This is a genomic window from Nitrobacter sp., from assembly GCF_051535235.1.
Classification (GTDB): Bacteria; Pseudomonadota; Alphaproteobacteria; order Rhizobiales; family Xanthobacteraceae; genus Nitrobacter.
The window spans coordinates 88222-111993 of the sequence record NZ_JBPPLZ010000004.1; the positions used below are offsets into that span (position 1 = coordinate 88222).

The following is a 23772-nucleotide window of genomic DNA, read 5'->3' on the forward strand; positions in this document are numbered from 1 at the left end:
GCCGCCGCGATGTGATTATGCCACGACCTCCTTGACCGTGGTCGCACTGTCCCGGCCGAGCGGGTCGACGACTGCGACATAAACATTGGTGGCGCCGTTCGATGCGACCGCTCCGGTCCACTGGAACGTCGGATTGACGGTCGGCATCCCGTCGACCAGCAGGACGGGCGCTGCGCCATCCTGCTCCGCCCACAGCCGGACGCGGTAGGGACCAACTGCTTGCGGATGAGCAACGGGCACGTCGGCGATAATGATTTGAAGCGCAAATCCGCCGCCCGCAGCGATGATGGTGGCGGTGATCGAAGCGGCGTCGAGCGCGGCCGGCGCACCCGGCGGCGCGTTCACGACGGTGACCGGGGCTGACAGGAGACTGAAGGCTGCAGGCGCATCCTCGGCCTGCGCGGCATTCTCCGCCGTGATCGCTCCCGGCGGCGGGAGCATCGTCGCGCCGCGAGGGAGACGTCGCTCCGCAGGCAGGCGGACCTCCGCCCACCAGGTATAACGCACGAACGGAAGCAACCCGGACGTATCCGCGAACGTCGCAGCGAAGCGAGGCGTACTGCTGCGATCGAGCGAAAGAGGGCGGATGCCGCCGACCATGCGCGCGTAGATCGGATCGTTGACCGCGCCGCTGGCGCGGCGCAGACGATAGTGAGGCGGGTTCGCCGCGGTCGGCGGCTGCGCGAACAGTCCGGGCTCTGCCGCCTCAATCGCATCAAGGTCGAACCCTACCGCCTCGACCGTCAGTTCCGGCGTGCCCGCGGAATTCATGGCGAGGGTGAGGCGTGGGATCGGCGGGCGATTGTCGCTTGGCACCGCGACCGGCACGAGACCGCAAGCATCGAAGTCCGCCTGCACGAGGCCGCAGGCGTTTGGGTTCGTTTCGGTGTCCCGAGCGGTCTCCGGCACGATCCGCAGGAATCCGACCGTCTGCAACGTCCGCGGCAGCGTCGTTGCAAGGCGCGCGCGTCCGTCGCTGTCGGCGGTGATTGGCGTGTCGGTGATAAGCCGGAAACGATCAGCGCGACCGTTCAAATGGCCTTGCTGTTGCTTCGTGTAACCGTCGAGCGCAATAGCCGCGCGGGTTGGAGCCACGGCTAGCTCAAGGCCGCGCTGGTCGGCGATCCACGCCCGATAGGCTTGTCCCGGCTCCGCCGGCCACGACAGGCGCAGTTCGACGTCCGGCGACGGGCCCGGCCGGCTGGTCCAGATGATGCCGGGCCCGGCGGGCGTCGGCCGCGGACGCCGGCCATCGGTGATGTGCACAGTCTGCGTAGTCTGCAGCGATGGTGTACCGTTGTCATCGAGGAACTTGGCGGTGAGAGACCATGCGTCGCTTTTTTGGGGAGGCAGCGCCGGCAGCGCGAACACTTGCGTGATCGTTGTACCGGGTGTTGCGGCAAGTTTGAGCGTCTCGTCTGCGAAGGCGAGTTCCAGCGTTGCGATCGGACGGCCACCGATGCCGACCGAACTGTCGTCGGGAACGGGCACCCGCACGTCGAGCGAGCCCGGCGACAGCTTGCCGGGAGCCTGATCGTCGAGCGCCGCGCGCAGCGGCATTGCGCGAAGCACCGGCGGAGGCGGAGCGGGGCGGTCGGGATCTGGCACGTCGATGTCTGACGGCTTGCCGAAGCGGCCGAACAGATCGCCGGAGCAGAAACGATAACGATTCTTCGCGCCAGCAGAGATCGGCGCATCGGATGCGATCTGGTTACCCGCACTGTCTTCTCCGCGCAGCAGCACGACGTGCCGTCGCACGGTCTTGGTCTTGATGCAGCGCGTCCGCGGCTTGAAGCCCTTGCCGTCGTCCCGCGCCATCGCCAGCAGCGGTGCGAACGGCGTGGTCGACAGGGCGAAGCCTTGCCGGAACGAGGTGCTGATGCCGCTCGGCGCGGCAATCCAGCTTGCCTTTGCGAGCGAGACGCCGGGCGCCGGCAGCGGATCCGGTGGCGGCACCGCGCCGGCGGCAGCCGTGAAACAGCGGATCTCGAAACCCTTGTCACGCAACTCGTTGGCGACATCACTGGCGCCGGTGAGACCGAGCACGCGATCGACCATCGCCTGTTCGTCTGCATCGAGAGGCGGCAGCCGATCTTCGAGCCGCGTGACCAGCTTGAACGGGCCGAACTCGATTTCGGAGATGACCCGCTTCGGATCGACTGCGAACACGCCGGCGGCGACCAGTCCGATCATCGGCCGCGCCATGTCGCGGCGGATCACCTTGCCGATATTGTCCGCGAAGCCGAGATAGCGCGCGAAGCCCGGATCGCAGATCGGCATCAGCACGCTGTCGAGCTGCGGAACATCGGCGCTTTGCGGCGGCGAGCTGCCCTGGTCGGGCACGGCCAGCGTCACGTTCCATGGCGCATCGGCGGGAGCACGGATCACCGCCTCCAGTGCGGCATCGACCTCGGCGCGTTGGGCATCGATCCTGGCAACTTCGTCTTCAGGGCCGAGCGATTCGAGCTGTCCATCGGGCTGATCGAGCGCCGTATACCGACGCGGTGCGCCGCGCGCCACGCGCTTCAGACCGTCCTGCTGAGTGATGCCGCCGTAGTACCAGCCGCAGTCGCCGGAAATGGGCAACGGCAGTGTCGCGATGGGCTTCTCTTCGCGGATCCGTTCGCTCGACTTCAAATAGATCGCATAGATCTTCAGACGCGTGCCTGCGACGTTGCCGCCAAGACGCACTCGGCGGGTCACCGGACCGCCGACGATGGTGGCCCGCCTGGATCGCCGCGAAATTAGCTCGCCTGTGTCAGGATCGAGCAGCGCAATTGTGGTCCTGCCGCCGCTGGGTGGAACAGCCTCGACCGCGACATAGCGGGTCGTGTCCTGCTCCGCTTCGGGCGGCTCGATCGGGAGCGGAGTCTTGAGCCGTTTGGGATCGCGCGGCGCCGCCACGGTGCGGGTGCTGACCGGCACCTGCCAGACGAGCCACGGCGCGATCGGAAGGCCGAGCAGCGGCGACGACTGGATGCGGATATGAACGCCGTCCGGCAGATCGGCGTCATTCTCCGCTTGCAATGCGAACAGCGCAAGCCAGGCAGGCGAAGCAAAGCGGATCATCGGGCTTCTCCCGCGAACAGCGGCGCTTTGGGAAGAACGAGGAGCCCGGTGAGCGCCGCGATTGTCCCATCGGGTCGGTGGTCGGTCATGTTCAGCCGCAACATGGGTTGGTGACTCAGAGGAATCGGCAGCGGCTTCATTCCTCCTGGCTTGATGAGGTGGCTTGGGTGGCCGACGACCGGCGACGGCGCAACCGCCACCTTGAGCGAGCGCCGTGCGGCCTTGGTGCGCGTCGTCGCGGTTCGGGGCGCGGCGTCCGAGAGGGTCTTCGTTATCGGTCGGGCAAGCCGCTTGAAAATCCCGCTGGGGATTTTGCTGCCGGGAACGAGATGGCCAACATCGAACCAGGGCGAGGGCAGGAATGGCGTATCTGTGAGGAACAGGATGCGCGAGCCGGAGCGGTCGCGGAACTGGGTGTTAAAGGTCACGACCGGATGACTCGGCGCAAGCACGGCGCTCAATCCGTCCACGGTGCAGCGGCCTTCGCGATGGATCGGCTCGGGCGATTCGATGAGGACGCCGGCGCAATCCCAGCCGCTGCCGTCCGAGCGCGGCAGCCACAAGAGACTCGTGCGTGGCTTTTCCGCGATCGGCCATCCTTCGAGTCCGATCCGGCGGAGCGCGTCGTCGAATGCGCCGTCGTCGCCGAGCACGGGTCCGCGCGCAAAACCGGAAACCGCCTGGATCTCGAGATCGCCCGTCGCAGCGCCGGCCGTCGTCGCGCCGAAGCTCAAGGCGGCGAGCATGTCGGCCGGTGCGAACCAGCGCGAGGTCTGGAAGCTGACGCCCGGCAGTCGCGCGGCGGGCGCGCCCGCGATTGTCGAATCGATATGAACGTAAAGTTCGTACCAGGCCTGCGGCTCAAGCTCTGCGGTGGCGTCGAGCGTGAGGCCGGGCTTGGGCACCGGGCAGGGATGTGTCTCAGCCACAACCACATCGCCATCGATCAGGGCGACGCCGGTCGCGACCTGATAGCGGCGCTGGTCGGCGCCGCTCAGGAATGCCGGATTGAGCGCCGCGCTGAATGCGGCAACCAGCCGGGACAGATTGCTGGACGGTTCGGCGGTATCGGTGCGGCGCAGGCCGAGCTTGAGCGTGTAATTGTAAAGTTTGGCGAGCGCTTCGATGTGCCCGACGTCGAAATGCGCGCGCAGCGGATCGTGGCGGAAGCGCGCGACTTCGCTCTGTGACGGCTCGTAGCCGGAGAGGTGGCGTTCCAGCAGTTCCGGCGCGAACGTATCCTGCGCGCGATGTAGCGTCTGAAGATAGTTCGGCAATCCGAACTTCACGGCTGTGATCGGTTGTCCGTAATAGACGGTGCCGCCGGGCGCCGGATGAGGCTGCGGCGCGGGCGTCGGAGGCACGGGCGTGGTCTTGAAGAAATAGCTGCGCTTTGTCGGTAGCGTCGGATCGACGTCGGAGCTTGACGTCGCGGCCGGTACGCGTAAGCCATAGATGATCTGCTTGTAGAGCGTGCCGGTCCACGCCAACTCCACATCGAGGCGATAGGTCTTGCCGGGTTGCAGCAGGCAGCGCGAGGCGCCGTTTTGATGTGCGGTATCGGTGAGCGGTCCGTGGTTGGCGGCCTGCTGTTGGATGGCGGCGGCCGCGGCCTGCGCGTCGTTGCGCGCCTGTGCGGCGGCAAGCGCCGTTGCCGTCATGCCTTCCAGTCCGAGCAGGCCAAGCTGCTGCGTCGCCGGCCACTCGATCCGCAGCGCGGTCACGGTGCCCGGAGCCTTGAAGATCAGCACCTGCTGGCCGTTGCCGATGTCCTTCGTGTCCGGATACCACGCATTGCTCCGGTCCTTGGGATCGTACACGCGCACCAGGCCAGGTCCCTTGCCGTCGAGACTTGCGGACGGCGCCCACAGGAACAGGAAGCCGCTGCTGGCGATCGGTTCGTCGAGATAGATCGTCGCGTTGAAGCGAAGGTTGAGCCTCTCGAATGCGAGTTCACTGCCATCAGCCGGAATCGCGTATTCCAGCAGCAGCGCGCCGGTAAAGTCCCGTTCGACCTTGATCGGAGAGGGAAGGGACGCGCCGCGCGGTTTCACGTAGTTCACCATCGGCGGCAGCGCCTGACGCCCGATCTCGTCGAGCGGCGTGACGGTTTGCACGTCCGACCGCGTGAACCCCGGCATCAGCAGCCCGCCGACGCGGCTCCGCGTCGGATCGGCGCTGACGGTCTCTGGCGTCAGGCGCCAGAGTTCCTCATGCGCAACCGCGTCGATGCCCAGCGTCCAGCCGATGCGCGCTCGTGCATCGGGCCTGCAAACGCTGCCGAGCGCGCCGATCGGATCGCCCGGCAGCGACTGGCCGGCGTCGCTCATGCGGTCGATGAAGAACGTGCCCTTAATATCGAACAGGATCAGCTCGGCCGGTTCCGCCGACGTGCCGGGATTGCCGGTACGTCCCGCCTGCCACGCGGCGCTCAGTTTGCCCGGCGCCGGTGTGCCCGGACCGTGTTCGTCGCCGGTGACATCGAAAAGCTGGAGGCTGCGCAGCTCCCATTGATAATCGAGCAGGTTGCTCCCGAACGGCCGGGCGCGATCGCCCTCGGGATACTGGTCGATGGTGGGAAACTGCGCGCCGCCGCAGCCGCCGGCGAGACGCGGCGGAAACGCGAAGGTGAGGGCGATGAGCGCGTCGGGCCAGACCGTCTGCGCTTGTTCAGGCGCCTGCCGCAGTTCGTGGAGAAGCTGGTACTTGTCGTCGATCAGCAGAGCGTTCTGGCCGACGATCTGCCCGCCTTCGAGCCGGTCGAGCGGCAGCGAGGTCGGAGGCGGCACCGTCAGCGGTGGTTCGGAGCTGAATTTCAATTCGACGCACTTGCGGACCTTCGTGAACAGCAGGTTCACGTGTCCGCAGACCTTGGCGTAGATCGACGTGTTGCCCTCGGCGATGAAGGCTTGCAGGTCGGCAGAGACGCCGACAGAGACCGGGCCGATATGCGCGGAGCCGTCGACATGACCGAAGCCGGCGAGGATCAGCGGACTCGTCGCGACCAGGATGTCGGCCGATGCATGAACCTCGGCCCACACGATCGGCCGCGGGCCGAAGTTCAGGTCGATGCCGAAACCGAAGGCGAGGATGAAGCCGTCGAAGCTCATCGGACCGCCGCGCGGCCACTTCTCGATGCCGTTCCCGCGCAGCATGAAGTAGCCGGAAGCCCCGACGTTAAAAATGTCCGGCAAGACTCTGACAGTCGCCGGTCCGATGCCGCGCCCCTGGCCGTCGTAGCCGTCGGCGCCCATGTAGAGGGACCAGTCGGAGATATCGCCGGTGACGGGGAAGCGTCCGCCAGACGGAATCCTTGCCGTCAGCAGCACCGGAATGTTCAGCGTGCCCGCTATGCCGAACGTCACCGCGTCGGCGGGGTCGACGATGATGGCGCCGCGCAGCGCGAGGAAGTCGGGATCGGGATCCGGCTTGTGCGTGATGCTCATGCGGCCGGAGAGGATCGTCGCGTCGATCGCGCCGAGCACGACGAGGTCCGGCACAGTAAGGAACAGGCCGGCCTTGGCGCTGAAGGCGAAGCCCATGTCGGGCAGCGTACCGATCACGGCTTCCAATCCGAAGGTGAAGTTGCCGGCGGACTCGTTGAACGGCTCGGGGCGGCCGGGCGGCGGCGGCTCCTGCGGGTCCCACAGCAGCGCGTGCTCGATCGGGTCCTCGCCCGGAGCCGGCGGTGCGATCGTGGTCGCGATACCGAACGTGCCGCCGACGCCGAACAGGCCGAGCCCGCTGTTGGCGAGCGGCAACGGTCCAGGCAGGTCGGCTGCGAGTTCGAGCAGCACCATCTTGCCATGCAATCGCAGCGACGCCTCGGCATTGAATCCGGCCGGCACGACCTGCACGCGGATCATCGCCTCGAAGCCGGCGTCGCTGACGCTGACCTTGCCTTCGCCCTCGATGACGCCGGGCATGGTGATCTGCGCGTCGAGACCGCGGATACTTGCCGTGATCTTGTGGGTGTCGGGATCGAGCGTCGCGCGGATGGTCGCGCCGGAGACCCGGATCGGGCCGAGGTTGAGCTTGAAGCGCAGATCGACCTCGAGCCAGATCGAACCTCGCCCGCTGCGCGAGCCCAGCACGTCGAACAACGAGCCCGGTCCTTCGATGAGCCAGCGGCCGGGATCCTCGACCTCCATCGTGGCGTGCCGGTAGTCGAGCCCGATCATGCCGAGGCCGCTTTTGGAATGGTCGAGCGAGAGCACCACGCCGCGCAAGCGGATGCGCAGCGGCTCCTCGGGCGCCAGCGAGACCGACATCACGCCGAGGTCGATGGGGCGGATCACGACATCGACTGCATAGTCGAGCGTGAAGGTCTGCTTGTCGGTGAGCGCGAGGCCCTTCGGCTTGCCTTCGGTGGCAAGCTCGACGCCGTGGACCACGAGACGGCCCTTGTCGTTGAGCAGCGTGCTGAGCGCCATGCCGGCGGTGAGCAGCGCAACCGCTGGTGTCCCCGCGCCGGCGCTGCCGAGATTCTTCTCCGCAATCAGCGCGGTCGCAAATGCGCCGGCGGCGATGAAGCCTTTCTCGGCGGTACCGCCACCCTCGGCACTGACCGCCAGAATACCGTTATCGCCCTGCGCCTCGATGCCGATCGACAGCCGCGTGGGAGCGGCAGCGTCATTGGTCTCGCGCGCGAAGCGGGCGCGTGCGATCAGCGGCCGGCTGGCGAGAATATGCAAAGTTCCGCCACCAACGTTCTCATGATACTGGTCGACCGGTAATTCCACCGCGACCTCGACCAATGTTGGAAGGAAAGAGGTGAGGCCGGTCGCCGTCGGATCGATGCATTCGATGCGCACCGTCATTGCGGGCCTGCCATCGCGCGCCGGCACATGAGCCTCCGCAGATAGCGCGATCCCTGCGGGATCGAGCCCGATCTCGATCTGCGTATCGACGGCGGTGCGGCCGAACAGCGGCACGCTCTCGGGCAAGTAGAAACGCGCGTTGCGGATCGACAATCCTTTCCACGCCGGCGTATCGCCGGGCAGCGCGATCGGATGGCCGTCGACCGATGCGGGCGGCGGAGTGGCTTGCGCGCTCATGTCGATGAAGAAGCCATCCGGCAGCTCGAGGCCGAAACCGCTCGATCCCAGCATGACGGTCGGTGGATCGAGCGTAAGTCCGACCACGCCGTCCGGCTGATCGATCGATGGCCCGAGGCGCATGGTCGCCTGCGCGCCCTTCCGGCCCTCGATCACGAGTGCGATCGTCGCACCCATCACCTTGACCTGGCCCGCCGTCGCGGTGAGCCATTCCTCGCCGCCGGCTACGCCATTGTGGATCGCGGGCGTGAACGCGCGTCCTGCGCTGTCGGCCGCGAGATCGGTGAAGCGAGTGGCGGGAGGCACCTGTCCGAGGTCGAAGGCGAGATCAAAGCCGTCCGGCCGAAGGGCGAAACGAAACGGCAGCGGGGGACCAAACGGCGCGAGCGAGAGATCGAAAAACAGCGGATGCGCCGCGGCTCCCGCGTGCGCTTCGCCTTTATAGGATCCGCCGACCGGGTCGCTGATGGTGGCGGTATCAACTTCGAGTCCGCTGAGAAGCGTATCAATCGTCGATGTTAACAGTATGCCTTGAAGCCAATCGTTACTCTCGATCCAGGATCGCAATGTCGTCAAAATGCCCTCCGCCGAAACGGCAATGACGCGGTACGAACAATTCCGTCAAATCGAATTTGAAATATGGAGCGGCTCTTCCATAGAGATAACGGATGACCGACAAAATATGGAAAACAAGAGTCGAGAGAGACGCAGCGAATCAACGCTTACAAGCTCTCAATCAAAGTGCGCATTTTTGTGACAAATGCTGTTCAAAGCTCGCGCTGTGGCCGCTTCAGCGTTCGACGTGGAGATGTCATTGCCGCGCATCGCGCGGGAAGCGAATCGATTCCATGCAATCGAACGCCGCTTTAGGGATAGCCGTGGAGCATCAATCGGTCTGCGCGAACTTCCCAGCTCTCGAGCCTGTTGAGGAAACTCATCCCGAGAAGGTTTGTTTTCATCTGGCCGCGCGGAACCACGAGCGCAGGCACGGATCGCTCGACGAGCTTTCCGACCGCAAGGCGGTCGAGGGTCAGCCGCGCCGCGCGCGCGTGTCCGCCCGCCGTCTCGACGTCGACGTCGTAGTTCAGCAATTCCAGCGGCAACCCGGCCGCCTTCGCGGTCTCGTAGGTAAGGACGACGGAGGTTGCGCCGGTGTCGATGATCATCGCCGTTTTCACGCCATTGATCTTGGCGTGCAGCGTAAAATCGCCGTTCTGGGCGCGGGGAATCTGGACGCTGCGCGGGGGGCGCGCGCCGGCCTCTCGCAGCATGGTCGAGACTACGCTTTTCGCAGCCGATATTCGCGCGGGATCGCCATAGGCGACCACGGCGCCCGCCGTCGCCGCCAGCATCCCGATGACAAGCAGGATACGGATCATGATGCACCCATCATGTTTTCGGCTGTCGTGGGTCGATGCGACCTGCTCGGCATGGCGTTTCGATACTCATTCAGGATGATGGCGATCATTCATGCGCTCCCGAGCTTTTGTCTAAAGACCTGTGCCGGCGTTCATGATCGGCTTGTTCCGCATGCGGCGCCTTTCATCCATGGTCGGGTCGGCTGCTTGAGCCGGTTGCAGCGGCGGAGCTTCCTCCGCCATCGGCGCCAAAGCGGACATCACGCGCTCCGGCGGAAAGGTGACGATAACCTCAGTGCCGATACGGAGCTTGGAGCGCAGCGTGAACGTGCCGCCATGCATGTCGATCAGGCTCTTTGCGATCGGCAGTCCGAGGCCCGCGCCTTGCTCCGCGGATTTGATCGAATTCGAACCCTGCCCGAAAGACGCCAGCACGATCGGGATTTCGTCTTCCGCGATTCCAGAGCCATTGTCCTTGACGCTGAGATATTGCCCGCCTGAGGCGGTCCACCCGACCTTCAGCCAAATCTCGCCGCCCTGCGGCGTGAATTTGATCGAGTTCGACAACAGGTTGAGCACGATCTGGCGCGTGGCGCGTTCGTCGCCCCAGATCCGCGGCATGCCTTGTTCAAACACCTCGTGAATAGTGATGCCGCGGCTGGAGGCCCGCAGCTTCAGGAGATGGTGACAGTCTGCGACGACATGGACCAGAGACACCGCTTCCTCGTTGAGCTCGTAACGGCCGGCCTCAATCCGCGACAGGTCGAGAATCTCGTTGATGAGATTCAGCAGGTGAACGCCGGAATTATGAATGTCGGCCGAATAGCTCTTGTAGGCTGCGACCGCATGCGCGCCGAAGATCTCGCTCTTCATCACTTCGGAGAATCCGAGAATGGCGTTGAGCGGCGTCCGCAGTTCGTGACTCATTTGAGCCAGGAATCGCGATTTTGCGACATTGGCCGACTCCGCGCGATGTCGCGCTTCGTCCGAAATGGCCTTGGCCTGCTCTAGTTCAGCGATCAAAGCGTCCTTCTCCGCGCGTGCTTCAAGCGTCGCCAGCGTGGTGGAATGAAGGCGATGCGCAAGCAGCGCAAAATACCCTTCCGCAGCCAGCGCGAGAACGGCAAGGATATAATTGTTGAAGGTGCCGCCGATTGCGAACTTCAGCGCGATCGCCGAGGTCACCGGCGCGGTTGCGGCAAGCGCTGCAATCGGCAGGCTGGCGGCGAGCATGCTCGAAACCGCAACGATCAGCAGCATCAGGGACATCATCAGGGTAATGGCAACCGGGTCCGAACCGGAGGGGTGGATCAGGATCGCCATCCAGCACAGGCCGTACAGCAGGTCGAGCAGGATGAAGCGCACGCGCCACCTGCGCGTGCTGTTGTGGGACGAGGTCTCCTTGAGGAAATTGTTGCAGTTGTAAATGATGAGGGCATGGATGGAGAGCATCACGAACATCCATGCCGCAGCCGTGGTGGGCTCCATCCAGAAGCCGAACAGCACGCCGGCGGCGACCACGAGCAGCATCACCACGAACGAGGCCGACAGCCGCGTTTGCGCATATTGACGGAGCAGTTCGTGGTCGAACGCGGGGCGCGTTCCGCTCGTCGAGGTCAAGCGGTCCCGCGCTTCGCGCACCCGCTGGGTAGCGGCGCGCCGATGACGCGCGGAAGGTACAATCGCGGGCGCGACCGGAACCTGGACGACTTCAGGTTTATCGGCGGGGGTACTCATCAAACAAACACGAATCCTGCACGCGGCCGCGCGAGTCTCTCACTCGCTTATTTCTGGCGCTAAATCATTAAGGGCTGCCTTAAAGTGCAGGCCAATTCAGTTAACGGGAGGTTAAATCCTGCTCGAAACAGGATTTCCTGCGGCGAATGGCCCGGGTCGCACCTATCGTGAAACGGACATCCGTTAACGTTCGAGCCGCGCCAGGAGACTGGACGTATCCCAGCGGCGGCCCCCCATTTTCTCGACCTCCGCGTAAAACGCATCCACCAGGCTAGTGACCGGAAGACTGGCGCCGTTGCGGCGGGCTTCAGATAGGCAGATCGAGAGGTCCTTGCGCATCCATTCGACGGCGAAGCCGAAATCGAACCTGCCTTCGTTCATGGTTCTGGAGCGGTTTTCCATCTGCCACGATTGAGCTGCGCCCTTCGAAATCACGTCAATCACCGAGGTGACGTCGAGTCCCGCCTTCTTGGCGAAATGGATGCCCTCCGACAGTCCTTCCACGAGGCCCGCAATGCAGATCTGGTTGACCATTTTGGTCAACTGACCCGCGCCCGCGGGGCCGAGCCGTTTACACATCCTGGCATAGGCCGCGATGACCGGTTCGGCGCCTGCGTAAGCGCTCTCCGATCCGCCGCACATGACGGTGAGAACGCCGTTTTCAGCGCCGGCCTGGCCACCGGAGACCGGGGCGTCGATAAAATCGAAGCCGCGTCTGGTCGCTTCGGCGTCGAGTTCGCGCGCGACCTCTGCCGAGGCGGTGGTATGATCGACAAAGGTAGCGCCTCGCTTCATTCCGGCAAAAGCGCCGCCGTTGCCGATCGTGATCGCACGCAAGTCGTCGTCGTTGCCGACGCAGGCCATCACGAAATCCTGATCTTCGGCTGCCGCTTGCGGCGTCGGGGCGATTTTGCCGCCGAATTTCTCCGCCCATGCCCTGGCTTTGGCCGGCGTTCGATTGAACACGGTCACCTCGTGGCCACCCTTCACGGCGAGATGTCCTGCCATGGGGAATCCCATGACGCCGAGACCGAGAAATGCGACTTTGGCCATGTCCAAACCTTATTCAAAAAATCCTGGGTTGTTCCGTCATCGCGGTCGAGCCTCGCGAGTTAGCGATGCGAATGTCAAATCCAAACGCCACGAGTAGTTTGTAATTGCCAGTGGTCCTTCAGATTCTAACATTTGCAAAAAAGACGCTCTCTGCAACGGGATGCAAATGTTAGAATCGGACCACCAGCCCGCCATCCAGCATAGTCCTTGAGGTTACGGCGGCAAAGAAGGGAATATCCTGAAAGCGCGCGCGAAGACCAATGCAATGGTAAGATGGAGGGTTGTCGCCGGCGGAATTCCAAGACGCTACAAAACGCGTTAGAGTTGGATCGGCATCGGTTTATCAGTCGGACACAGGAGCGGCGCGGCATGGGTGTGGGTACGCTTGATCATTTCAACATCCGGACCCGCAAGCTTGCCGAGACGGTACGCTTTTACGAGGAGATTCTCGGTTTGACCAAGGGCGATCGGCCGGACTTCGCGTTTCCCGGCGCGTGGCTGTACAGCGAGGGCAGGCCGGTGGTTCACCTCGTCGATATTTCACCGACGTCCGAGCCGCAGAAGCCGGATTCCGGTGTTGTTCATCACATCGCCTTCGCCAGCCGCGATTTCAGGGGCATGAAACAGCATCTGGAGTCCAAGGGCTTCGCTTTCAGGGCTCGCGAAGTCCCCGGCGGAGCCCTGTGGCAGATTTTCGTCAACGACCCGAACGGGGTGATGATCGAACTGAACTACGATGCGGCGGCTGAACGGGAGTGACATCCGCTGCTTCGAGCCTGGACTTGCCGTTCGATTAGTCAAGCAGGGACGTTGACCGGGGTGAGGCGGGTAGCCATGTTGAGCCTGTTTCGCAACTTGTGATCCGATTCCAGCGTTTGCATCCCGGTGCGGCTGGCATTCTTGCTCTAGTGAGCCGATCCCGGAGTGATGACTTGACTGTAACGCCGCAACAAGTTCTCGATCGCGTGGCTGGCGTTCTTTCTCCGCGCGGCGTGGCACTGACTGACGCCGGCGTACTGTCGGAGATCGCCATTAACGGCGACAGGGTGTTTTTCTCCATCAATGTAGAGGCGTCGGAGACGGGCGCATGGGAGGGCATTCGCGCTCAGGCGGAGGCTGCCGTGCGTGCGATGCCCGGCGTGTCGGTTGCGATGGTTGCCTTGACTGCCGAACGCGAGCCTGGCAACGCCACCAATCCGCCGGCCCGGCGCGCGCAAGGGATTCCGCATGTGTCGGCACATCGTTCGCCGCAGAAGCCGCCAGAGTCGCCGATGTCGCGACAGGCGGACATTCCCGGCGTTGCCGCCGTTATTGCCGTTGCCTCCGGAAAAGGCGGCGTCGGCAAGTCGACGACCGCGCTCAATCTCGCGCTCGGTCTGCGGGCTCTCGGTTTGCGCGTTGGTCTGCTCGATGCGGACATCTACGGACCCTCGATGCCGAGGCTGACCGGTATTCGGGAAAAGCCGCAACTGAACGACGAAAAAAAAATGGTTCCGATCGAGCGTTTCGGTCTCGCGATCATGTCGGTCGGCTTTCTGATCGAGGAAGAAAGCGCGATGATCTGGCGCGGACCGATGGTGACGTCCGCCATCAGGCAGATGTTGCGGGATGTCGCCTGGGGCGAACTCGACGTGCTGGTCGTGGACATGCCGCCGGGGACCGGCGATGCGCAACTGACGCTGGCGCAATCCGTGCCGCTCAAGGGGGCCGTTATCGTTTCGACGCCGCAGGATTTGTCGCTGATTGATGCACGGCGCGGGCTGGCCATGTTCAGGAAGGTCAACGTGCCGGTTCTCGGCATCGTCGAAAACATGAGCTTTTTCCAGTGTCCGCATTGCGGCGCGCGAAGCGATATTTTTGGTCACGGCGGAGCGCGACATGAGGCGGAACGGCTGGGAGTACCGTTCCTCGGCGAAATCCCGCTCCACATGTCGATTCGCGAGACCTCGGATTCAGGCCATCCCGTGGTGGAGAGCGATCCCGACGGACCGCACGCGGCGATCTACCGTACGATTGCCGGACATGTGCGCGACCGGCTTCAGGAGACGACCGCTACCGCCTGCTAGGGGTCAGATCTGACAGTCGCATTCCGGTGTAGCAGGCGTTCTTGCAAATGTCGGGAATCAAGGATTACTCGCAGATATGGATGTCTGGTGGAGTTTTTGGATTTGACATTCGCCTTTCGCGTTCGCTGCAAATCGGGTGGAGAATGTCAATTATTCGACTGCAGCCCGGTTTCGCCGGAGCCGTCTGCAACCGTACGCAGGATTCAAAAACCTTCCCACAAAACGTTCCTCACAAGGAGTGCCTGAATGAAACGCCGTGATTTTTTGAAGGTCTCAGCAGCCGGTGCCGCCGCGGCAGCCGTCGCCTCGCCGGCAATCGCGCAATCGGCGCCCGAGATCAAGTGGCGGATGACGTCGAGTTTTCCGAAGTCGCTCGATACGATCTATGGCGCCGCTGAATTTTTCGCGAAGCAGGTCGCGGAAATGACCGACAACAAGTTTCAAATCCAGCTTTTCGCTGCCGGAGAAATTGTCCCGGGATTGCAGGCGCTCGATGCGACGGCCAACGATACGGTCGAGATGAGCCACACGGTTTCCTATTATTATGTCGGAAAGGATCCGACCTTTGCGGTTTTCGCGTCCGTGCCGTTTGGGCTCAACGCACGTCAGCAGAATTCCTGGCTCGATCAGGGCGGAGGGAATGAACTCGCCAATGAGTTCTTCAAGAAGTTCGGCGTCATCGGCTTTCCCTGCGGCAATACCGGCACGCAGATGGGCGGCTGGTTCCGCAAGGAGATCAAGACGGTCGCCGACCTGTCGGGCCTGAAGATGCGTATTGGCGGCATCGCCGGGCAGGTGCTTCAGAAGGTTGGTGTCGTGCCGCAACAACTTGCAGGTGGCGACGTCTATCCTTCGCTGGAAAAGGGCACGATCGACGCGGCCGAGTGGGTCGGCCCCTACGACGATGAAAGGCTGGGTTTTCAGAAGGTCGCGAAATACTACTACTATCCCGGCTTCTGGGAGGGCGGCCCTACGGTTCACGCATTCTGCAATCTCGAAAAGTGGAATACCTTGCCGAAGACCTACCAGACGATCGTGATGAATGCGGCGGCGAACGCCAACACCTGGATGACGGCTCGCTACGACATGCAGAATCCCGCCGCGCTCAAGCGTCTCGTCGCAGGCGGCACCCAACTGCGGCCGTTCAACAACGAGATCCTCGAAGCGTGTCTGAAAGCCACCAACGAGTTGTGGGGCGAGATATCGGCGAAGAATCCCGAATTCAAGAAGGCGATCGATACGATGCAGGCCTATCGCTCGGACGAATACCTGTGGTGGCAGGTGGCCGAATATACCTACGACAGCTTCATGATCCGCTCGCGCACCCGCGGCTGAAGGCGCGGCCACCTGGCATGCAGCACTCTATTGCTGTGGTTTCGGCGGTGGACCTAAATCGAGCGGCGCGACGTCGATATCGGGGACCTCGATCCTGATCTTGTCGAGATCGACGGTCGCCGGTTTGCCGAGTAGCCCCGTTACGGTTGCGGGGAACGCGATCACGAGCACGACCATGATGATCTGCAATCCGATCCAGGGTACGGCGCCCCAGTAGATGTCGGAGCTTTTCACCTCGCGCGGCGCCACTCCGCGCAGGTAAAACAGCGCGAAACCGAACGGAGGATGCAGGAACGAGGTCTGCATGTTGACGCAGATCATGACGCCGAACCAGATCAGAGCGGCGTCCGCGCCGACGATCGGAGCGAGAAGCTTCTGCGCAACCGGGGCGATCATCGGCAGGATGATGAAGGCGATCTCGAAGAAATCGAGGAAAAATGCCAGGAAGAAGATGAAAACGTTGATGAAGGCGAGAAAGCCCCACACCCCGCCTGGCAACGACGTCAGCAGATGTTCGAGCCATTCGCCGCCGGATACCCCGAGAAACACCACGGAGAAACAGGTCGAGCCGATCAGGATGAACGTCACCATGGTGGTGAGGCGCATCGTCGACTGATAGCCCTGTTTGATGAGGTCCCGAAGGCTGGGAATGCGGACGGCTTCCAGGCAAATCCACACGACGGCAAGATAGGTGAGGGCGAAGGCGATCCTGAAGACCGGTCCTTCTGCTATGAAGATTCCCACAAGCGTGCCGATGCCGCCGGCGATCGCGCCGACAATCAGGACTTTTCGGCCGGTGGTGCTGAAATCCTTGTGGTGGATGGCCGCAAGAACGATCGCGCCGACGGCGCCCATGGCTCCCGCTTCCGTCGGAGTGGCCAGCCCCATCATCATGGTGCCGAGCACGACGAAGATCAGGACAGCGGAGGGAATGATGCCCATCAGGCATTTGCGCCAGAGCGGCCAGCCGGTGAGCGTGCGGAATTCCTTCGGTACCGGCGGAACGTGATCGGGCTTGAAGATGCCGAGCAGGAAGGTGTAGCCGGCGAACAGCACGATCTGGAACAGCGAAGGTCCCCACGCGCCGAGATACATGTCGCCGACCGACTTTCCGAGCTGGTCGGCGAGAACGATCAGCACCAGCGACGGCGGGACCAATTGGGTGATGGTGCCGGATGCCGCCAGCACGCCGGTGATGTAGCGCGTGTTGTAGCCGTAGCGCATCATCACCGGCATCGAGATCAGCGCCATGGCGATCACCTGCGCAGCGACCGTGCCGGTGATGGCGCCAAGAATGAATCCGACAAGAATGACCGAATATCCGAGGCCGCCGCGGATCGGTCCGAACAACTGGCCCATCGAGTCGAGCATGTCCTCCGCGAGGCCGCAGCGCTCCAGCACCGATCCCATGAAGGTGAAAAACGGAATCGCAAGCAGCAGCTCGTTGGACAGCACGCTGCCGAACACGCGCCCCGGAATGGCCTGAAGGAAATTCAGGTCGAAGAAGCCGAGATGGATCGCGAGGAAGCCGAACGAGAGTCCGACCGCAGCCAGCGTGAAGGCTACCGGAAAGCCGATCAACATCGCCAGAACCAGCCCGCCGAACATCATCGGCGGCATCATCTGGAGCGTAATCATTGGGTCGGTCTCTCATACGTCGTATCGAGCGTGACGACGCCGAGCAGTGCCGCGATGCGCTTGATCACCTCCGAGACACCCTGAAGTGCAAGCATCACGAAACCGGCGGGGATGACGAGCTTGATCGGCCAGCGAACCAGGCCGCCGGCATTCCCCGACATTTCGCCGACCGCGTAGGACTGCATGAAGAACGGCCACGACAGGTAGCTCAGCAACAGGCAGGCCGGAATCAGAAGGAACAGCGTGCCGAGGAGGTCGAGCCAGAGCTTGCCGCGCTCGGAGAGAAACAAATAGAAGATTTCGACGCGGACATGCTCGTTGCGTTTGAAGGTGTAGGACGCACCGAACATCACGAGTACGGCGAACATGTACCACTGCAGTTCGAGCCAGCCATTCGAGCTGTAGCCGAATGCATATCGGATCATCGCATTGCCGGCGCTCACCAGAACGGCGAGCAGCACGAGGATATTGCAGACGTACCCGATCTTTTCGTTGAGCTGGTCGATGGCCGCGCTCAAGGCCAGAAACGGACGCATCACATCCTCCTCGCGACCCGCCGCGATTTTGGAAGCCGGACTGCAGACCAGCAGGGCTCACGCAAGCAGGACAGGGTAGGCGGCGCGCCGCGACGTTTCGGCGCTTCCCCGGAGTGGAGCGGACCGCGGGACTGCGCTACCATGAAGCCGGCGCACCATTCCAGCGCCGGGCTGCCGTCGTCAACCGGAGGCTTGTTGATATCGGGGGAGTATAGAGCGGCACACACGCCGTCCGGGAGGCTTGTCTGCCTAGCCGCCGGTTACGCTCATGTGTCGGCTTACGCTCGGGCGGTTGTGGCGGTCGATGATGAAGTCATGACCTTTCGGCTTCAGACCGATGGCTCGATCGATGGTTTCGTACAGCAGATCGTCGCTGGCGGATGCGCGCAGCGGCCGGCGCAGGTCCGAGGCGTCTTCATGACCGAGGCAGGTGTGCAGGGTGCCCGTGCAGGTGATGCGGACGCGGTTGCAGGACTCGCAGAAATTGTGGGTCATCGGCGTGATGAAGCCGAGTTTCCCTCCGGTCTCGCTGACCCGGACGTAGCGGGCAGGGCCGCCCGTGCTGTCATCCACGTCGGTGAGAGTGTACTGGCTGGCGAGCCGCGCCCGCACCATCGACAGCGGCAGGTACTGGTCGGTGCGGGACTGTCCGATGTCGCCCATCGGCATGACCTCGATGAGGGTCAGCGCCATGCCTCGGCCGTGAGCCCATTCCATCAGAGCGGGGATTTCATCTTCGTTGAGGTTTTTGAGCGCGACCGCGTTGATCTTCACAGCAAGGCCGGCGGTTTGCGCCGCATCGATGCCGGCCATGACCTTCTGCATGTCGCCCCAGCGCGTGATCTCGCGAAACTTGGCCGGATCGAGCGTATCGAGCGACACGTTGATCCGTCGCACGCCGCAATCCTTCAGCTCAGAGGCGAAACGGGCCAGTTGCGATCCGTTGGTCGTGAGCGTCAGTTCGTTCAGCGCGCCGGTCTGGAGGTGACGCGACAGTGAATGGAATAGCGACATCACGTTACGGCGCACTAGCGGCTCGCCACCGGTCAGCCGCAACTTGCGCACGCCCTTGGCGATGAACGCCGAGCACAGACGGTCGAGCTCTTCGAGCGTCAGCAGGTCAACCTTCGGCAGGAACGTCATGTCCTCGGACATGCAATAGAAGCAGCGAAGATCGCAGCGATCCGTGACCGATACGCGCAAATAGCTGATGGAACGGCCAAACGGGTCGACCATTTTCCGGGAGCTCGAAACCTCGGAGAGGGCAGAAGAACCGGTCATTCAATTTGCCTTGTCGCAACGGCAAGCGGCGCCTATCCCGCAATGTAGGCAGATTGCAGCTACCATACAATGCGCAATGCGCTAAGGTTTGTGTTTGTTGCAGTGCGTAAGAAGTTAACGGTCCGGGGCGGGTGCCGAAACTGCGGCCGGTTCAGGGAAAGGCGAGGCTGCCGGAGCAGCGGCGGCCGCCTTGGGCGCGCGTCGTTTGCGGGGCTTTTTCCGGACAGGTTTCGCCGGCGCGACCGGCTGCAGTTCACCGACCACCGGGTTGGGATCGGCCGTCGTGATCGCGGGGGATGTCAAATCGCCGGGCTGATGCGTCACCTGAACCGGCACTGTCAAAGGTTGATAGTTGGCCAGCGTATAGGACACGCTGAAGCCTTCGGCGGCCGGGACCTCCACCGAGCAGGGGGTCTTGCAGGACTGTCCCTGCGACGTCCGGGCCTCCGCGCCCGAGGGCACCGAGTCCAGCTCAACCGTTACCTTAGGTGGCGCAGGCTTGAACGCGTCAGGCGAAAACGAGGAACAGCCGGCCAGACTGACGCCTGCCACGGCGATCACGATAAACCGGCGCATGTTCGATCAATCCGTCCCTTGCGGTTGCGGCGAGCCGCCGCAGCCTCCCCCGCACGGACCATAGAAGTGTGACAAGGCTGTCGCAATACCGCTGATCGCCCTTGTTGAAGGGCTGTTCATAGCCGTAACCAGCGGCGTTGTTATTTATAGCAAAATCAGCAATTTACGTCAGTGCCGAGGCACGAAGGGCGATGACCGCTTCCGGCAGTTCCCTCATATGCGCAACGAGGCGGTCGGGCTTGAGTTCTGCGATTGGAACTTCAGTATAGCCGAACTCGACCCCGATCACGGGAATGCTGGCCCGGCGCGCCACTCCGATATCGGGGCCCGCATCGCCCACCATGATCGTGGTCTCGGGACGGCCACCGGCTCGCGCGATTGTCTGCAGCAGAATAGCCGGATCCGGCTTGGATACGCCGAAGGTGTCGCCGCCGCAGATCGCGGCAAAGCGCGGGCTCAAATCCAATTGATCGAGCAGTTGTTTCGCGAGCGCTTCCAGCTTGTTGGTGCAGACCGCGAAGCGATATCCTCGCGTCGCCAGGTCGTCGAGCGCCTCGATGAGCCCGTCGAACGGGCGGGATTCGTCGGCGATATGCGCCGTGTAGTAGTCGATGAAGTCGCCCATCATCCGCGTGATGTCATCAACCGTCGCGGGGTGATCCTCGTGTTCGAGGCCGCGCTCGATCATGCGCCGAACTCCCGCGCCGATCATCGAGCGGGCCGTCGGCAAAGATAGCGCGGGCAGGCCTTCGCGATTCAAAACGAAGTTCAGCGCAGCGGCGAGATCTGGTGCGGTATCGACCAGCGTCCCGTCGAGGTCGAAGACGACCAGGGGGGAGGGTGAAGACGTCATGGTGGCGGATCGGTACCTTCCTTCAATCGGACATGCAAGGGCGACGTGCGAAGCGGAGATCGAAGCTGCCGAAAACGCCGGTTGGCCCTGTTCCTTACAGCCGAACGACGCTAGTGTGATGTGGGTTAGGCTCGGAAGTTCGCTCTTTTTCTTTGCAAGTCTTTCCTGTCTGCAAATTCTTCAAGTGAACTTCTAAACCTAAACCATGCTGGAATCACAAATTTGCCGGCGTTCCGACCGACATGTCCTTGCGGCAACCCTTGACGCGGGCTTCGGAATCAACGGGATGCCAGCAACTCCACACTTGGTGCGGATTCGGGAGTTTGCCTGACCGACCCGCTCGGTGGCGACTCACCTGAAAACGCCTCGCCGGACAGGCGGACTGCGTAAAATCGAGGTCGGAATGACGTTGGATGAATTGAAAAGACAGGCTGCCGCCCGTGCGCTTGAATATGTCCAGGACGGCATGAAACTGGGTCTGGGAACGGGATCGACCGCCAGGCACTTTGTCGAGCTTCTGGGTGAGCGCGTTCGGGATGGGCTGAAGGTCGTCGGCGTGCCGACGTCCGAAGCAACGCGAGCCGACGCGGAGCGGTGCCGTATTCCGCTGACCACCCTGGACGATCTCGACCGGCTCGATCTGACGGTCGATGGCGCCGACGAAATCGATCCAGACCTGAATCTGATCAAGGGCGGCGGCGGGGCGCTCCTGCGCGAGAAGATCGTGGCTGCGGCCTCGGAGCGCATGATCGTGATCGCGGACGAGACGAAATGGGTGGCAAGACTCGGCCGCTTTCCCCTTCCGATCGAGGTCATTCCGTTCGGGCTCGCGGCGACGCGACGCGCGATTGCCGAGGCGTTCGAGAAAGCCGGAGCTTCCGGTCAAATGGTCGTCAGAAAGGGACCCGACGGCCATGCTTTCGTCACCGATGGCGGCCACTGGATTTTCGATGCCGATCTCGGGCAAATACCCGATGCCGCCCATCTGGCCAGATTGTTGAATCCGATACCTGGCGTCGTCGAGCACGGGTTGTTCATTGGCATGGCGAGCGTTGCGATGTTGGCGGGCGCACAAGGAATTCGTGTTGTTGAGCGGCCGTCGAGCCGCAACCAGGAGAGTTGAGATGAAGGGTCTTTCAGGGTTTCTGTCGGCGGCTTGTCTTGCCGCGGCGCTGACGTTCTCAGGCATTGCGTCGGCTCAGCCGCCGGCCCAACCGTCGGCCGCCGCCATTGCCTCGGCCAAGGAGCTTCTGACTCTGAAGCATGCGGACGCGATGTACGCAAATGCGGTTCCGGGGATGGTGGAGCGGACCAAGACCACGCTGCTTCAATCCAATCTGAACTACCAGAAGGATCTCAACGAGGTCGCCCTGGTCGTCGCCAAGTCTCTGGCAGGTCGCGAAAAGGAGATCGGCGACGGCATGGCGAAGATTTATGCCAGCCAGTTCACCGAGCAGGAGTTGAAGGATCTGGTCACCTTTTACAAGTCTCCGCTCGGACAGAAGCTGCTCGCGCAGGAGCCCAAGGCGATCGAGCAGAGCATGGGATACATGAACCAGTGGGCGCAGCAGTTCGCGGAGATCGTCAACGGCGAATTCCGCTCGGAAATGCGCAAGCGCGGCAAGGAAATCTGAGTTCGGTCCAACCTGCGAATGGCTGATTTCGACGTCGATCTGTTCGTCATAGGCGGGGGGTCGGGCGGCGTGCGCGCCGGCCGTATCGCCGCCGGCTATGGCGCGCGCGTCATGATCGCCGAGGAATACCGGATGGGCGGCACCTGCGTCATCCGGGGCTGCGTGCCGAAGAAGCTGCTGGTCTACGGATCCCAAATCCGCCACGACATCGAGGATGCCGCCGGCTTTGGCTGGTCGATTCCCTCCGCCACGTTCGATTGGCCGACGCTGATCGCCAACAAGGATAAGGAGATCGCCCGGCTCGAGGCAGCCTATACGTCCAATGTCGAGAAGGCGGGCGCGCGCGTCGTCAAGGCGAGGGCGGTGTTCGAGGACCCGCACACGCTGAGGCTGGCGACGGGCGAAACCATCCGCTCGAAATACGTGCTGATCGCAACGGGCGGCGCGCCCAACCACGGGCGGTCCATTCCCGGCATCGAGCACGTGATCTCCTCCAACGAGGTGTTTCATCTTGCGGAGTTGCCGAAGCGGATTGCGATCCAGGGCGGTGGATATATCGCGCTCGAGTTCGCCTGCATCTTCGCCGGATTCGGCAGCGATGTGACGCTGATCTATCGCGGCGACAATATCCTTCGCGGTTTCGACGACGATGTCCGCGCCCACGTCCGCGCGGAGATGGAAAAAGAGGGCATCACCATCCTGACGGGATGCACCGTCGAGAAGGTCGATCGGCACGGTGACGAGTTCACGTCTCATCTGTCGAACGGGTCGAGCATTGCCTCCGATCAGGTGCTGTTTGCGATCGGCCGCCATCCGAACGTTGCAAATCTCGGGCTCGAGAAGGCCGGCGTCGCCATCAACCCGAAGAACGGCGGCGTTGCCGTCGACGGTTTTTCGCAAACCAACGTGCCGCACATCTATGCGGTCGGCGACGTCACGCATCGCTTCAACCTGACGCCGGTTGCGATCCGGGAAGGGAACGCATTTGCGGACACGGTGTTCGGCAACAAACCCACGCGTGTGGATCATGCGGACATTCCGACGGCGGTCTTCTCGCAACCCGAGGTCGGCACGGTGGGGCTGACAGAGGCGCAGGCGCGCGCGCAGTTCACCAATGTCGATATTTACAAGACGAGCTTCCGGCCGATGAAGGCAACACTGTCCGGCCGCGATACCCGTATTCTGATGAAGCTCGTGGTGGATGCGACGACGGATCGCGTGCTGGGCTGCCATATCGTCGGCGATGGCGCTGCCGAGATGGTGCAGGTTCTCGGCATCGCGATCAGGATGAAGGCGAGGAAAGCGGATTTCGATGCGACGATGGCATTGCATCCCACTGCGGCGGAAGAACTCGTGACCATGCGGACGCCGGCTGCCCGTCATGTGCGAGAAGCGGCGGAGTGAAGACTTTCAGGTGGCCGGTTTCAAGTCGTTGCGCGGTGCCTGCCGATGCTATGCCGGTGATCGAACGTCTGCGGCCTCAATACCGACTCAACCGGCGGCCTTGACAAAATCAGTTGATGGAAATTGCCATTTTTTCAATGGCTTGCGTTGAGAAACTTAATGCCAACTGGCGCGG

The 23772-nt window shown here is 62.9% G+C and carries 16 protein-coding genes; 6 read left to right on the forward strand and 10 right to left on the reverse strand.

All coding sequences use genetic code 11. The features are described from left to right. Positions 1 to 15: 15 nt before the first annotated feature. From ACS3WA_RS06815 to ACS3WA_RS06835, 5 genes are all read right to left on the reverse strand, one after another. Complete coding sequence (locus ACS3WA_RS06815; protein ID WP_438277783.1) at positions 16 to 3069, reverse strand: hypothetical protein; 3054 nt, start codon at positions 3067 to 3069, stop codon at positions 16 to 18. Continuing rightward, the gene (locus ACS3WA_RS06820) at positions 3066 to 8702 is read right to left on the reverse strand and encodes a hypothetical protein (RefSeq protein WP_438277784.1); all 5637 of its coding nucleotides are present in this window, start codon (positions 8700 to 8702) and stop codon (positions 3066 to 3068) included. The genes ACS3WA_RS06815 and ACS3WA_RS06820 overlap by 4 nt, the downstream gene beginning before the upstream one ends. Positions 8703 to 8992: 290 nt before the next feature. Next, on the reverse strand, positions 8993 to 9505 hold the full coding sequence (locus ACS3WA_RS06825) for a TIGR02281 family clan AA aspartic protease (RefSeq protein ID WP_438277785.1): 513 nt from the start codon (positions 9503 to 9505) through the stop codon (positions 8993 to 8995). Positions 9506 to 9616: 111 nt separating this feature from the next. After that, entirely contained in the window at positions 9617 to 11221 is a 1605-nt protein-coding gene (locus tag ACS3WA_RS06830) for a sensor histidine kinase (protein WP_438277786.1), read from the reverse strand. 183 nt (positions 11222 to 11404) lie between these two features. Then, complete coding sequence (locus ACS3WA_RS06835) at positions 11405 to 12274, reverse strand: NAD(P)-dependent oxidoreductase (RefSeq protein ID WP_438277787.1); 870 nt, start codon at positions 12272 to 12274, stop codon at positions 11405 to 11407. Positions 12275 to 12643: 369 nt separating this feature from the next. On the opposite strand from ACS3WA_RS06835, the gene ACS3WA_RS06840 reads away from it, so the two are divergent. The 3 genes from ACS3WA_RS06840 to ACS3WA_RS06850 all read left to right on the forward strand — a co-directional run bounded on the left by ACS3WA_RS06840 (position 12644) and on the right by ACS3WA_RS06850 (position 15675). Continuing rightward, the gene (locus tag ACS3WA_RS06840) at positions 12644 to 13033 is read left to right on the forward strand and encodes a VOC family protein (RefSeq protein ID WP_438277788.1); all 390 of its coding nucleotides are present in this window, start codon (positions 12644 to 12646) and stop codon (positions 13031 to 13033) included. Positions 13034 to 13206: 173 nt separating this feature from the next. After that, positions 13207 to 14340, forward strand: a complete 1134-nt coding sequence (locus ACS3WA_RS06845; RefSeq protein ID WP_438277789.1) for an Mrp/NBP35 family ATP-binding protein — start codon at positions 13207 to 13209, stop codon at positions 14338 to 14340. A 246-nt stretch (positions 14341 to 14586) separates the two neighbouring features. Beyond that, on the forward strand, positions 14587 to 15675 hold the full coding sequence (locus tag ACS3WA_RS06850; RefSeq protein WP_438277790.1) for a TRAP transporter substrate-binding protein: 1089 nt from the start codon (positions 14587 to 14589) through the stop codon (positions 15673 to 15675). 27 nt (positions 15676 to 15702) lie between these two features. Here the strand turns inward: ACS3WA_RS06850 and ACS3WA_RS06855 are convergent, their stop codons facing one another. The 5 genes from ACS3WA_RS06855 to ACS3WA_RS06875 all read right to left on the reverse strand — a co-directional run bounded on the left by ACS3WA_RS06855 (position 15703) and on the right by ACS3WA_RS06875 (position 20559). Beyond that, positions 15703 to 17313, reverse strand: coding sequence for a TRAP transporter large permease (locus ACS3WA_RS06855; protein WP_438277791.1), 1611 nt, complete (start codon positions 17311 to 17313; stop codon positions 15703 to 15705). After that, on the reverse strand, positions 17310 to 17849 hold the full coding sequence (locus ACS3WA_RS06860) for a TRAP transporter small permease subunit (RefSeq protein WP_438277792.1): 540 nt from the start codon (positions 17847 to 17849) through the stop codon (positions 17310 to 17312). The genes ACS3WA_RS06855 and ACS3WA_RS06860 overlap by 4 nt, the downstream gene beginning before the upstream one ends. A 249-nt stretch (positions 17850 to 18098) precedes the next feature. Beyond that, positions 18099 to 19130 (reverse strand): GTP 3',8-cyclase MoaA, encoded by a 1032-nt coding sequence (gene moaA, locus ACS3WA_RS06865; RefSeq protein ID WP_438277793.1) that lies wholly within the window; start codon positions 19128 to 19130, stop codon positions 18099 to 18101. A 114-nt stretch (positions 19131 to 19244) separates the two neighbouring features. Next, positions 19245 to 19706 (reverse strand): hypothetical protein, encoded by a 462-nt coding sequence (locus ACS3WA_RS06870; RefSeq protein WP_438277794.1) that lies wholly within the window; start codon positions 19704 to 19706, stop codon positions 19245 to 19247. Positions 19707 to 19869: 163 nt separating this feature from the next. Then, positions 19870 to 20559, reverse strand: coding sequence for an HAD family hydrolase (locus ACS3WA_RS06875; RefSeq protein WP_438277795.1), 690 nt, complete (start codon positions 20557 to 20559; stop codon positions 19870 to 19872). A gap of 403 nt (positions 20560 to 20962) precedes the next feature. Between ACS3WA_RS06875 and rpiA the strand changes: the two genes are divergently transcribed. The 3 genes from rpiA to gor are packed head-to-tail and all read left to right on the forward strand — an operon-like array spanning position 20963 to position 23597. Further along, entirely contained in the window at positions 20963 to 21682 is a 720-nt protein-coding gene (gene rpiA, locus ACS3WA_RS06880; protein WP_438277796.1) for a ribose-5-phosphate isomerase RpiA, read from the forward strand. Between the two features lies 1 nt (position 21683). After that, entirely contained in the window at positions 21684 to 22193 is a 510-nt protein-coding gene (locus ACS3WA_RS06885; RefSeq protein WP_438277797.1) for a DUF2059 domain-containing protein, read from the forward strand. Between the two features lie 18 nt (positions 22194 to 22211). Then, a complete protein-coding gene (gor, locus tag ACS3WA_RS06890) occupies positions 22212 to 23597 on the forward strand; it encodes a glutathione-disulfide reductase (RefSeq protein WP_438277798.1) in 1386 nt (461 codons plus the stop codon). Positions 23598 to 23772: the final 175 nt, after the last annotated feature.